Source organism: Rathayibacter sp. AY1C1 (genome assembly GCF_002932105.1).
Lineage (GTDB): Bacteria > Actinomycetota > Actinomycetes > Actinomycetales > Microbacteriaceae > Rathayibacter.
In genome coordinates, this window is the sequence record NZ_PSWH01000056.1 from 1 (window position 1) to 12,660 (window position 12,660).

Sequence of the window (12,660 nt, forward strand, 5' to 3'; positions counted from 1 at the left end):
GTCGGAGCCAGCTGACCAGCCGGCGGGGTCCGGAGGTGACGAACGCCGATCAGGCGCGGCGTCGGCCGCCGGCTGGTCAGCTGGCTCCGACCTGCTCCCGCGACTGCTCCCGCGACTGCTCAAGAGTTGTCGCAGTCGACGCCCAGTGCGACAACTCCTGGACTCTCGTGGCGATCGCTCCTCGGCGGGCCGCCGCGACCATCCAGAAGTCGCCGTAGTCGGTCGCGAGTACGGCGACTCCTGACTACTCGCCGCCTGTGGACAAGCGTTGGGCGTCGGCGGCTCCGACGGCCGCGACTGCTCGAGAGTTGTCGCACTCGACGCCCAGTGCGACAACTCCTGGACTCTCGTGGCGATCGCTCCTCGGCGGGCCGCCGCGACCATCCAGAAGTAGCCGTCGTCGGTCGCGAGCACGGCGACTTCTGGCTGCACGCCGCCTGCGGACGTGCGCAGGGAGCCGGCGGCCGGCGACTGTCCAGGAGTTGTCGCAGTCGATGCCGAGTGCGACAACTCCTGGACTCTCGCGAAAGTCCTGCGCTCTCGCGGAGGCGCGCGGCTCAGCCGCGCTCGGCGCGCTCAGCGAGGAGGTACTGCCAGTCGCGCGGCACGCGGTCCTTCGGCCCCGGGGTGGTCTGGCTCGCCGGGTGGCTCTGCGGGTCGGCCAGGGCGGGGCCGTCGGCGTAGTCGTCGGTCCGGTAGTCCCAGAACCAGTCCTCGCCGGGCTCGAAGCTGCGGATGACCGCGTGGCCGGTCGAGTGGTAGTGGGCCGTCGCGTGGCGGTTCAGCGAGTCGTCGCAGCAGCCGATGTGCCCGCAGAGCGCGCAGCGGCGCAGGTGCAGCCACCACGAGCCGGACTGCTCGCACTCGACGCAGCCGGGGCCGCTCGGCGGGACGGAGGGGTCGATCATCTGCTGCGACGTCATGCGCTCAGCATGCGCCTCCCGCGGCGGCAGGCACCAGGTCGGATGACTCGATCCTGCGGCTCCGTCACGCGCTCCGGGCGTCCTCGAGGCTGAGGAGCGCGTCGCGGAGCCCGGCCCGCGAGGTCACCCCGAGCTTGGGGAAGATCCGGTACAGGTGCCCGCTGACGGTGCGGGGCGAGACGAAGAGCTGCTGGGCGATCTGCTTGTTCGACAGGCCGGCGGCGGCCAGGGAGACCACGCGCCGCTCCTGCTCGCTGAGGTCGGCGGCGACCGGCGCCTCCCCCGCTCCGCCCGCCGCCCGCAGCTCGTGCTGGGCGCGGGCGAGCCAGAGCTCGGCCCCCACCGCGGCGAATCCCGCGGCGGCCTGGCGGAACCGGGTGCGCGCCTCCAGCGGGCGCATCCGGCGGCGCAGCCACTCGCCGTGGCAGAGCTGGACGCGCGCCCGCTCGAACGGCCACTCCTCGGAGGCCGGGTCGAGGGAGCGCTCGAAGAGGGCGCCCGCGCCGCCGGTCTGATCGAGGACCGCGGTCGCCGCGAGGGCGAGCATCCGCCCGCGGGGAGCGAGGGGCCGCGCGGCGAGGTCCGCCGCGGCCGCCGCCAGCTCGGCGCAGTGCTCGGGCAGGCGGAGGCGCGAGGCGGCCTCGGCTGCGTCGAGGAGCTCCAGCGGGTCGCCGCCGACGCGGGAGGAGGAGCGGGCGTGCGCCTCCTCGAAACGGCCGCCGCCGAGGTCGAGCGAGCACAGGGCGTGATCGGCGGCGCGCGCGACCGACGCCGCTCCGTGCCGCAGCGCCCAGGCCGTCGCGCGCTCGGCGCACTCGAGGGTGCGTGCGCGGTCGCCCTGCACGGCGTGGACCCGGGCTCGAGTCGCGTCGATCAGCGCGCGCACGGCGGGCAGGTCGTCGGCGCGGGCGGCGGCGCGGTCGAGGTCGGCCGAGGCGTCGTCGAGGCGACCGCCGTCGAGTGCGGCGGTGCCGCGGCGGAGGAGGGCGAGGGCGCCGGGCAGGCCGTCCGCCTCCTCCCCGCCGTCGAGGAGCCCGGCGAGGCGGTCGCGGCGCTCGTCCGAGACCTCGAGCAGCGACCAGGCGAGATGCAGCGCGACCGTCTTCCACGGGTCGCCCGTGACCGCGGAGTCCTCGGCGAGCCGCAGGCGGCGCTCCCACTCCTCGTCCGGGACCGGCCGCACGCAGGCCTCCACGAGGCGCAGGACGGGATCGAGGGGGTGCTCCTCGCCGACGGCGAGCGCCTCCTGCCACCACGCGGGATCGCCGCGGAGCATGCAGGCGAGGTGGAGGACGGTCGCCAGCAGGTCGGCGGCGGCGTCGTGAGGGGCGACGCGGTCGGCGGAGAAGCTGCCGGCGTCGCCGCGGGAGGCGTCGGTCTCGGCGGGAGCGACACCGCCGACAGGAGAGGCACCACCGACAGACGAGACACCACCGACAGACGAGGCACCACCGACTCCCGCGCCCCCACGCCTCACCCGAGCGCCGAGCCCCCGGAGGGCCGCGCGGCGGACCCCGCCCACGTCCCCCGTGCGGAGCAGCGCATCGGCCAGCCGCACCGCCTCGACGCCGGCCCCGGGAACCCCGCCGTCCTCCCGCGAGCGCTCGACCACCCGCTCGAGGGCCGCCGCGTCGCCGGTGAAGGCCGCGACGGCGGCCGCGCGCGCCTCGAGCTCCTCCCGCAGAGCAGCACCGCGCGCACTCGAGCGCGCCTCGGCGAGGAGGAGCAGCGCCTCCTGCGGCCGACCCGCGCGGAGTCGCTCCTCCGCCGCGTCCCTCAGCAGCCGCGCCCGCTCCTCCGGCCCGGCCGCGTCGTCCGCCGCGAGCAGCAGGCGGAGGTGCGGGGCCGACTCCGGGCGCTCGGCGAGCCGCCTCCGTGCCGCCCGCAGCGCTCGGGGCGACGCCGTCGAGAGCACCACCGCGCGGACCACCGGGTCGCGGAACGCACGGCCGCCCGCCGTCAGGATCCCCGCCTGCACCAGGGCGCGGTCCCCGTCTCCGGGGGCCGACCCGATGCTCTCCGGGAACTCGGCGCCCGCCACCGCGGCGACCAGGAGCGCCTCCCGGCACTCCTCCGACAGCGGAGCCAGCAGGTCGAGCACCCTGGTCTCGGCCTGCTCGAGCCGCGGGTAGACCGGGAAGGGCGAGGGAGCGTCCTCGTCGGCCCAGGCCCGCCCGAGGACGTCGAGGAGCAGCGGATTCCCCTCCGCAACCCGCAGCAGGCGCGCCTCGACGGCGAGCGACCGCCGGCCGCCGTGGGCGCGCAGGAAGCCGCAGGCCGCCTCCGCGTCGAGGGGCTCGGTGCGACGGTGCCGGAGGCCCTCCCAGCCGGCGAGGACGCGCCGGTCGCCGGTGGCGAGGAGGCAGGCGGCGCCGACCTCGTCGACCAGCCGGGTCACCAGGGCCTGGAGGGTCTCGCGGGCGGCGACGTCGAACCGCTCCCAGTCGTCGACGACGATCAGGAAGCCGGGGTCGCAGGGCGAGGCGGAGGAGTCGCGCACCCGCTGCAGACGGCCGATCAGCGTGGCGAACAGCGCGAGCGAGGACGCGCCGATCACGGCGTCGCCCCGGTTCGGCCGCACCTCCACGACCTCGCAGCCGGCGGCGCGAGCGGTGGCCGCGGCGGAGCGCAGCATGTGCGTCCGGCCCGAGCCGATCCCGCCCTCGACCACCAGGAGCCGCTCCCGCGCGGGCGACGCCGAGCTCAGCATCCGGACCACCACGTCCTCGGGGGCGCTCGGGCGCGCGGGCGGCGAGGAGAGTGCACTGATCGTCATCGCGACTCCTGAGGGACGGGTTCCGAGGACCCCATGCTGACCGCCGGGCGCGGCCGCGCTCTCCTCCCTCTGTCGGAACCCTCCGGAGCGCTCCCTCTGGCGAACCGTCCCGAGCGCCCGGCCCCCGGTCGGCGCCGGGCAGGAGGCGCAGCAGGGCAGTGGGCCCCGCGAGCGCCCGACGGTACTCTGTGTCCCACCGGACGACCGGTACGGCCCCACCCCCGCACGACCGCCGCTCGACCCGGCGGGTGATCCGATGGAGTCGCACGATGAGCTCTCGCAGCCCCCTCGCGGAGTTCCTCCGCGCTCGCCGGGCGGCGCTGCGGCCGGAGCAGGTCGGCGTGCCGACCGCGGGCACCCGGCGGCGGGTGTCGGGCCTGCGCCGCGAGGAGGTCGCCGACCGCGCCCGGATCAGCCGCGACTACTACCTCCGCGTCGAGCAGGGGCACGCGGTCGCCCCGTCCGACCAGGTGCTGAACGCCCTCGCCGAGGCGCTCGCCTTCGACGAGTTCGAGCGCGCCTACCTCTTCCGGCTCGCCCGGCTGCGCCCCGGGCCGCGCGATCCCGACTCTCCTCCGCCGGGCCAGGGCGTGGAGTCGCTGCTCGCCCACTGGCCGAGGACCCCGGCGTACGCGTTCGACCGCAACCTCGACGTCCTCGGCGCGAACGACCTGATGAGCCGTCTCGCCCCCGACAAGGGCGTGCCCGGCGCCAACATGCTGCTCTCCACGTCCCGCGGCTACGCGCGCGCCGTGGCGAACGGCGACCCGCCGGACCAGCTGCGGGCGTGGGGCCAGGTCTTCCGCGAGCTGATCGCCGCGCTGCGGTTCTACAGCGACCCCGACGATCCGCGGCTGCACGAGATCGTCGGCGAGTGCTCGGTCGAGAATCCGCTGTTCCGGTCGATCTGGGCCGAGTACCAGGTCCGCCCCTTCACCCACCGGTGGATCCGCGTCCACGTCGAGCCGTTCGGCTGGCTCGACCTCGAGATGCAGACCCTGGAGCTCGCCGGCGCTCCGGGCCGGTACGTCGTGACCTACCTCGCGGCAGCGGGGACTCCGGCGGCTGCGGCCGTCGACGTCCTCGCCTCGCTGCGGCCCGCTCCGGAGGCGGGCACCGCGCTGGCCGCCCCGGCCGGCGCCTGACGCGTGGCCGCGAGCCGGGCGAGAGCCTCGCGATCCGTCGCGTCACCCGCCTCGAACAGGAGCAGGAGGCGCGCGCCGTCCCGGACCAGCCGGTAGTCCATCGGAACGGAGCCGACCGCGGTGTCGAGGAACACGACCGACCCGCGTGCGTCGGCCTCCGCCCCGGCCGCCCACGAGTCCGCGAACCGCGGGCTCCTCGCCGAGAGCTCCCCGACGACCGTCAGGAACTCCCGGTCCCCCCGATGCCGCTCGAGCGAGTCGCGGAGCATCGCCGCGACCTGATCGGCGGCGGACCCCCAGCAGGGCAGGTCCTCGACCTCGGACGAGTCCAGGAAGGTGAAGCGGGCGATGCTCACTCCTGGGGCGAAGGCGGGCGAGAGCGCCCGCGCGAGCGGAGTCGCGGCCAGCACCCGCAGGTGCCGGTCCAGCAGCACCGCCGCCCTCCCCGCCCACGGCAGGAGCGCCGCCTCGTGATCCTCCGCCATGTCCCCGTCCCCTCCGCGCGTCCCTCCCTCAGCGCAACGGAGTGATCCCCTGCGTCCCGGGCGGGAAGGTCGCCAGCACCTCCTCCGGGATGTTCAGGTGCTGCGCGACCAGCGACGGCGGCAGGTGGCTCAGCCACTGGGCGAGCGACACCTCCTCGTAGCGGGAGCTCTTGAAGGTCTCGATGTAGACGAGCGTGTCGTCGCCGGTGTTCTCCACGTAGTGGCCGAAGTTGCGGCGCACGACGCCCACGTCTCCGGCGTGGAAGTCGGTCGTGTTGGCGTGCGGGCCGGTGTTGAAGACGGTCATCCGAGCGGATCCGCGGAGGTAGTACTGCCACTCGTCGGCGTTGGGGTGCCAGTGCAGCTCGCGCATCGAGCCGGGCTCGACGGTCGTCAGCGCGGCCGAGACCGTGCGCGAGGCCGGGAAGTTCGTGCTGTCGGCGATCTGGATCCGGCCGCCGCTGTTCTGGTACACGGGCTCGGAGCGGGAGAGCCGGAAGATCACCGCCTCGTCGCCGTCCTGCACCCCGGCCGCGGCCCGGTCGGCCTGGAGGTCGCCGGGCACGTCGCCCGGGAAGATCCAGAGGTCGTGCAGCGGGATGTCGCGGAAGACCTCCTGCGCGACGCCGAAGTTCTTCGCCAGCACGTCCGGCGGCGTGTGCGCGAACCAGTCGGTGAGCAGGAGCGTGTTGCTCTCGGACTGCTCGCCGTCGTCGAACGCGAGCACGAACTCCGCCCCGTCCGGGCCGAGGCCCTGCAGGGAGTGCGGCAGGCCGGGCGGGAAGTACCAGAGGTCCCCCTCCTGCACGTCGTCGACGCTGGGCCGGCCGGTGCGGCTGAGCGTGGTGATGCGGCAGTTCCCCTTGGTCATCAGCGCCCACTCGGCGCTCTGGTGCCAGTGCAGCTCGCGGATCCCGCCGGCCTCGAGGTACATGTTCACGCCGGCGATCTCGTTCGAGATCGCGAAATCGGCCTGCGTGAGCTCGCGCGCCCAGCCTCCCCGCTGCACCCGCCGCGGCGAGATGTTGAAGGAGGACCAGAAGAACGGCTGCGTGCTGATGTCCGTCGCGGGCGCGGCGATCTGGTTCGGGAACAGTCCCTCCAGGACGCGGTTCTGCGGGCCGGTCATCGTGTTCGCCGAGGGATCGCCCTCGGTGTTCACGATCCCCTCCTGGGGGAGGTCCGGGTCTCCGAAACCGGGGGTCTCGTGGTGCGGAGCGGTGCTGTCGTCGGGTTCCACGGCGTTCTCCCTGCTGATCGTCCTGCGCGCCTGCGCTGCTCCGATCCCACCGCTCCGGCCCGGGCGGCACCACGGTCATCCGACTCGATCCGCGCCCCGACGACCGGCCCGGGTCAGCCGCCCAGGCCCTCGAGCACGTCCCGCGAGGGCACGAAGTAGACCCCGCCGGTCGTCGCGGTCGAGAAGTCGAGGAGGCGGTCGTGCCGGCCCGCGGGCACGCCGACGAACATCCGCGTCAGCATCGTCTCGATCACCGACAGGTCGGCGGCCAGGCCGAGGAAGCACGTGCCGAACTCGCCCCTGCCGGGCCGGCCGAAGGGCATGTTGTCGCGGAGGATGTCGTGCTCGGTCCCGCCGGCGTCGACCACGGTCGCGAGCCCCTTGTGCGAGAGCTGCGCCGGATCGTCCTCGCGCTCGACGTTGTCGGCCTTGCTCCGGCCGATGACCCGCTCCTGCTGCTCGGTGGTGAGCGCGTGCCACGCCGTCAGGTCGTGCAGGTACTTCTGCACGACCAGGTAGCTGCCGCCCGCGAACGCCGCGTCCTCCGCGCCGATCAGCGCGACGCGGGGCAGCGCCTCGCCGGTCGGATTCTCGGTGCCGTCGACGAAGCCCAGCAGGTCGCGGTTGTCGAAGTAGCGGAAGCCGACCACCTCGTCGCGGACGACGACGTCCTCGCCGAGCGCGTCGAGCAGGAGGCGCTCGAACTCGAAGCAGGCGTCGTCCCGCTCCGCCCGGATGTGGAACAGGAGGTCGGTCTGCGTCGAGACGGCCGTGTGCGCCGCGCCCACCACCTCCCTGAACGGATGCAGCTGCGCGGGGCGCCCCTCCCCGCCGAAGCGGTCCCATGCGTCGCTCCCGATCCCGACCAGGCAGGAGAGGCGCAGGCCCAGGTCGCGGAAGCCGACCGCGCGGAGGATCCCGCCCACGTCGGCGACGACGTCCCGCACGCGGTCCGCGGCGTCCTGCCCGCCGACGATGTCGAGCGAGAGGAAGACGGCGGACCGGCTGAGCGGAGCGACGACCGCCTGCGGCTCGATCGGGACGCGGTCCTCGACGGTCACCGGAGCACCGCCGGCCGGGGCGTCGTCGGCAGGGGCGTCGGCAGGGCCGTCGTCGTGGGCGTCGTCGTGGGCATCGCGACCTCCGATCCGCGCGCCGCGGGAGGGCGCGTCCGCCGCGATCCTGTCAGCGTCCGCGGTGCCGGTCACGAGTCATCCGACCCCACACGGCGTGCGCGGCCGGCGGCCTCGCCACCGCCCATGCGACCAGGTCTGGACGATCGTCGGAACATCTCCCCGCGCTCTTCAGGGAGCGCTCCCACGCCCCTATCGTGGAGCCGCTCCCCACCCTCATCCGGGGAGGCACCACCTTGGACACGACCCGGGCCGGGCTCGGGATCGACACGAGCACGGAGGTTCGAAGATGCCGTTTGTGACCACGGACGACGACGTCGAGATCTACTACAAGGACTGGGGCAGCACCGACGCGCAGCCCATCGTCTTCCACCACGGCTGGCCGCTGTCGTCCGACGACTGGGACGCGCAGATGCTGTTCTTCCACGCGCACGGCTACCGCGTCATCGCGACCGACCGCCGCGGGCACGGACGCTCGACCCAGGTGGGCACCGGACACGACATGGACCACTACGCCAGCGACGTGAACGCGGTCGTCGAGCACCTCGACCTGCGGAACGCGATCCACATCGGCCACTCCACCGGAGGCGGCCAGGTCGCGCGCTACGTCGCGAAGTACGGCGAGCCCCAGGGCCGCGTGGCCAAGGCCGTCCTCGTCTCGTCGGTCCCGCCGCTGATGGTGCAGACCGAGGCGAACCCCGAGGGTACGCCGATCTCCGTGTTCGACGGCTTCCGCGACGCTCTCGCGGCGAACCGCGCCGAGTTCTACCAGGCCGTGGCCTCCGGGCCCTTCTACGGCTTCAACCGCGAGGGCGTCGAGCTCTCGCAGCCCGTGGTCGACAACTGGTGGCGCCAGGGCATGACCGGATCCGCGCTCGCGCACTACGAGGGCATCAAGGCCTTCTCGGAGACGGACCAGACCGAGGACCTGAAGGCGATCACCGTCCCCGTCCTCGTCACCCAGGGCGACGACGACCAGGTCGTCCCCTACAAGGACGCCGCGCTCAAGCAGCACGAGCTGCTGCAGAACTCGACGCTCAAGATCTACGAGGGCTACCCGCACGGCATGCTGACCGTCCACGCCGACGTCATCAACCCCGACCTGCTGGCCTTCATCCAGGAGTAGCGCGGCACGCTCGCAGGCGCGTCCCGGCCGTTTCGGGGCGCGCCTGCGCGTCTGCGCTCGAACGGGGGCCGGGTGCCCCTGCGAGCGGAGTCCGGCCTCAGGCGTCGGCGCTCGCGTCCCTCCCGAGCACCGCGGCGAGCTCGCCCCGCCCGCCGATCCCGAGCTTGCGGTACGCCGCATACAGGTGCGCGCCGACCGTGCGCGGCGAGAGGAACAGGTTCTGCGCGATCGCGCGGTTCGACAGCCCCGTGCTCGCGAGAGCGCAGATGCGCAGCTCCTGCGGGGTCAGCGTGGCAGCGGCCGGCGACGGCGCGTCGGCGATCCTCCCTCCGGCGGCCCGGAGCGCGTCACGGGCCCGATCGGCCCAGGCGTGGATCGGCAGCTCCTCGAGCATCGCCAGTGCCTCGCGGAGGAGGGGCCGCGCCTCCGCCGCCCGACCGGCCCGGTGCAGCCCGTCGCCCACGAGCAGCAGCGCCCGCGCCCGCACGTACGGGAGCGGCGGCGGAGTCCGGCGGAGCAGCCCGGCCGCGGCGTCCGGCGCTCCGTCGGCGAGCGCCACGGCGATCTGCGCGTACCGGAGGGCCGCGTCGATCATCGGCTGGTGCCAGCGCTCGAAGAGCGATTCCAGCCTCGCGGCGTGCAGGCGCACGACTCCGACGTCCCCGATCGCGAGAGCCGCGTCGACGAGATCGGGCGTGGTCAGGATCGCGAAGCCGGGGTTCAGGGAGTCGTCGTCCGTGTCGAGGAGGGGCAGGAGCTCCGGCACGGCGTCGCCCGGTCGCGACTCGAGGACCGCCACCGCCGCTCGCGATCCGCGGAGCGTCGCCCGCATCACGCTCGAGCAGAGGACGGCCGCGCCGATCGCGCTGCCCGCGCTGATCGCCTCGGGATCGGGCGCGACGCCCTCCATCGCGTCGAACCAGGCCAGGCAGGCCCGGGAGGCGGTCTCGAAGCCGACGTCCCCCAGGTCGCTCCCGAGGACGAGCGCCTCCTCGGCGAAGGAGCGGGCGCGCGAGAAGCGGCCGGCGAGCGACGTGGTCATCGAGGCGGCGAGGAGCGCCTGCGGGAGGATCCGGATGTCGCCGCGCGCGCGCAGCCCGGTGATCGCCTCCTCCAGGAGCTCCCGGGCGACCTCGACCTCGCCCGCCGTGTTCAGCGCGTAGCCGAGCCACCACGCCTCCTCCGGACCGCTCGCCCCGCCGGCCGCCGCGAGCGCCCGGCGGACGACCTCGTCGCCGCGGGCGATCGGCTCGGTGACCGCCGCGAGCAGGACGGCGCGCGGGTCGGAGTCGTCGAGGGCGAGCGCGCGCACCGCCTGGATCATCGGCTCCCCCGGCGACGCCTCGCGGTTGTGGTCCCAGGCGATGGCGGCGAGGTGCAGGAGCGCGGCGGTCGCGGCGTCGACGGCTCCGTGGCTCTGCAGCGCCGTCACTGCGGCGAGCGCGGGCGAGAGGTCTCCCCGCGAGAGGGCCGTGCGCCCGGTCGGCAGCGTCTCGCGCGTCCAGGCGGCGCGGGCGGTGAGCACCGGATCGACGGTCTCGCCCGCCGCGCGGTGCACGAGCAGCGCCGCCTCCGCGGTCCGGCCGGCGAGCCCGGAGTACTCGGCCGCGTCGATCAGGCGCGAGACGCGCAGCGGCCCCGCGGGGGTCAGCTCCGCCGCCCGCTCCATCGCCTGTGCCGCCAGGACGACGTCGCCCGTCGCGAGGCCCGACGCCGCGAGACCGGCGAGCTCCTCGCCGACCGGCCCGTCCGAGCCGGTCGCGAGCTCCGACCGCCACCAGAGCGTCCGGCTCGGGTCGTCGCGGTGCTCCTGGACGAGCGTGCGGAGCACGGCCGCGCGCTCGGAGGGGCGGCTCACGCTCGTCACCGCGGACTGCACGAGAGGGTGCCGGAAGCGGAGTCCGCTCCCCGGCGTCCAGCTGAGCAGCGACGCGGCGACGGCCCGGTCGATCCAGGAGGGGTCGGGGTGGCGGCCGATCGCCAGGTTCGCCAGCCGGCTCGCCTCCTCCGCCGTCGCGACGTCGCCCAGCGCCACGGCCAGCACGGCGAGCCGCGAGGGCTGGTCGAGCTCCGCGAAGCGCTCGGCGAAGGCCGACTCGAGGCGTCCGGTCACCGCGCGGTCCTCCGCCTCGTCGGCGGACGGGTCGCGCCCGGTCAGCTCCACCAGGGCGAGCGGATTCCCGCGGGCGAGGTCGAGCAGAGCGCGCCGGGCGGCGCCGCGAGGAGGATGCGGGAGCGTGTCGAGGAGAGCGGCCGAGTCGGCGGCCGACAGCGGCCCGAGGTGGAGGTGCTCGAGGCCGGAGTCCTCCTCGGGCCGGTCCCTCGTGGTCATCACGACGACGACGCGGTCCTCGCCGATGCGGCGGGCGAGCATCCGCAGCGCCCACGCCGACTCCGGGTCGATCCGGTGCAGGTCCTCCACGACGACCAGCAGGGGCCGATCGGCGGCGGCGTCGCTCAGGAGGGTCAGGGCCGAGAGGCCGGCCAGGAGCGGCGTCGGCTGCACTCCGTCCGCCAGGTGGAAGGCCACGCGGAGCGCGTCCTGCTGCGGCAGGGGCAGGCCGTCGAGGCCCGGGCGGAGCGGGTGCAGGAGGAGCTGCAGCGCCGCGTACTGGTCGCCCGACTCCGCTGCGGAGCCCGCGGTGCGCAGCACCCGCACATCGCGTGCGCGGGCGTAGGCGACGACCTCCTCGACCAGGGTGGTCTTGCCGACCCCGGCGTCCCCGTCGATGACGAGCGCCGACCCGTGGGCGGCGATGCCGTCGACCATCAGACGGAGCCGCGCGAGCTCCGATCCCCGACCGACGACGAGCGCGTCCCGCTTCACGCGTCGAGTATCGCACCCTCGCGCAGACACTCCTCGACCCGGTGGCGGGCCCGGATGAAATCGATCGCGGCGGCCGCGGCGCTGCCGGGGGCGCCGAAGAAGGAGGTCAGGAAGTGGTCGCCTCCGTGCACCTCCAGGGTCTGCCAGCGGAAGGCGATGAAGCCGAAGGGGTCGACGCGCACCGGCGACGAGCCCTCGCGGAGCGGATACGCCTCCTGGCTCGCCCAGACGCGGCGGAAGACCCGCGAGCGGCCTCCGAGCGAGGCGACCAGGACCCGCAGACGCGGGTCCGCCGGGTCGGAGTGGAAGCGGAGGGCGGCCGTCATCACGGCGATCGTGCGGTCCCAGTCCTCGTGCCGCTCGGCGTCGGTCTCGAGCGCCGCGGCGTCGATGACGGCCTCGATCATGTTGGTCCCCTGCTCGCAGGCCAGGGGGAGGAACAGGCGGCCGAGCTCGTTCACGGCGACGAGGTCCAGGTAGCGGTCGACCACGTAGGCGGGCGTCGTGGTCCAGGACGAGACCATGCTCGTCAGGCTGCCGACCTGCGCCGGCGTCGGCCCGGCCTGTGCCCAGCCCGGCGAGCGGCGCGGCGCGGCGTGCCCGCCGAGCCGGAAGAGGTAGTCCCGCCCGTCCGCGTCGAGACGGAACGCGCGGGCCAGAGCGTCCAGGACCTGCGCCGAGGGGCGGCGGTCCTTGCCCTGCTCGAGCCGCAGGTAGTAGTCCGGGCTGATCCCCGCGAGCACGGCGACCTCCTGGCGGCGCAGCCCGCTGACGCGGCGCCTGCCGTCGGCGCCCAGGCCGACCTCGTCGGGGCGCAGCCGGTCGCGGTGCCCCCGGAGGTAGGCGCCGAGCCGTGCGGTGTCCGTGTCCACGATCCCGCCCTTCTCTCCCTTCGAGGCTAGGGAGGCGGCGGGCCCGGCTCCACGCGACGCCGCGGCGGAGCTGAGCTGACCGCGGAGTCGCCTGACCGCGGAGGGGTGCGCCGCGTGCCGGTGCGCTCCTCCG

9 protein-coding genes are annotated in these 12,660 nt (G+C 74.9%); 2 read left to right on the top strand and 7 right to left on the bottom strand.

Going from position 1 to position 12,660, the window contains the following annotated elements:
• Positions 1 to 557: 557 nt before the first annotated feature.
• On the bottom strand, positions 558 to 923 hold the full coding sequence (locus C5C71_RS16715) for a UBP-type zinc finger domain-containing protein (RefSeq protein WP_104227372.1): 366 nt from the start codon (positions 921 to 923) through the stop codon (positions 558 to 560).
• 64 nt (positions 924 to 987) lie between these two features.
• Positions 988 to 3,699: a LuxR C-terminal-related transcriptional regulator gene (locus tag C5C71_RS16720; protein WP_104338143.1), complete on the bottom strand. Its 2,712-nt coding sequence runs from the start codon at positions 3,697 to 3,699 to the stop codon at positions 988 to 990.
• A 269-nt stretch (positions 3,700 to 3,968) separates the two neighbouring features.
• Between C5C71_RS16720 and C5C71_RS16725 the strand changes: the two genes are divergently transcribed.
• On the top strand, positions 3,969 to 4,844 hold the full coding sequence (locus tag C5C71_RS16725) for a helix-turn-helix transcriptional regulator (protein ID WP_104227374.1): 876 nt from the start codon (positions 3,969 to 3,971) through the stop codon (positions 4,842 to 4,844).
• On the opposite strand, the gene C5C71_RS17400 is transcribed toward C5C71_RS16725, so the two are convergent.
• The 3 genes from C5C71_RS17400 to C5C71_RS16735 all read right to left on the bottom strand — a co-directional run bounded on the left by C5C71_RS17400 (position 4,736) and on the right by C5C71_RS16735 (position 7,777).
• Positions 4,736 to 5,329 carry a hypothetical protein gene (locus tag C5C71_RS17400; RefSeq protein ID WP_104261236.1) on the bottom strand — a complete coding sequence of 198 codons (594 nt, stop codon included), beginning with the start codon at positions 5,327 to 5,329 and terminating at the stop codon, positions 4,736 to 4,738. The genes C5C71_RS16725 and C5C71_RS17400 overlap by 109 nt on opposite strands.
• A gap of 28 nt (positions 5,330 to 5,357) precedes the next feature.
• Positions 5,358 to 6,569: a cupin domain-containing protein gene (locus C5C71_RS16730; protein WP_244229514.1), complete on the bottom strand. Its 1,212-nt coding sequence runs from the start codon at positions 6,567 to 6,569 to the stop codon at positions 5,358 to 5,360.
• Positions 6,570 to 6,682: 113 nt separating this feature from the next.
• Positions 6,683 to 7,777: a Dyp-type peroxidase gene (locus C5C71_RS16735; RefSeq protein ID WP_308471756.1), complete on the bottom strand. Its 1,095-nt coding sequence runs from the start codon at positions 7,775 to 7,777 to the stop codon at positions 6,683 to 6,685.
• A 214-nt stretch (positions 7,778 to 7,991) separates the two neighbouring features.
• On the opposite strand from C5C71_RS16735, the gene C5C71_RS16740 reads away from it, so the two are divergent.
• Positions 7,992 to 8,828 (top strand): alpha/beta fold hydrolase, encoded by an 837-nt coding sequence (locus C5C71_RS16740; RefSeq protein ID WP_104224006.1) that lies wholly within the window; start codon positions 7,992 to 7,994, stop codon positions 8,826 to 8,828.
• A gap of 97 nt (positions 8,829 to 8,925) precedes the next feature.
• Here the strand turns inward: C5C71_RS16740 and C5C71_RS16745 are convergent, their stop codons facing one another.
• Positions 8,926 to 11,655 carry an AAA family ATPase gene (locus C5C71_RS16745; protein WP_104338144.1) on the bottom strand — a complete coding sequence of 910 codons (2,730 nt, stop codon included), beginning with the start codon at positions 11,653 to 11,655 and terminating at the stop codon, positions 8,926 to 8,928.
• On the bottom strand, positions 11,652 to 12,660 hold a 1,009-nt coding region (locus C5C71_RS16750), incomplete at its 5' end, for a helix-turn-helix domain-containing protein (protein WP_146084518.1). The genes C5C71_RS16745 and C5C71_RS16750, both read right to left, overlap by 4 nt.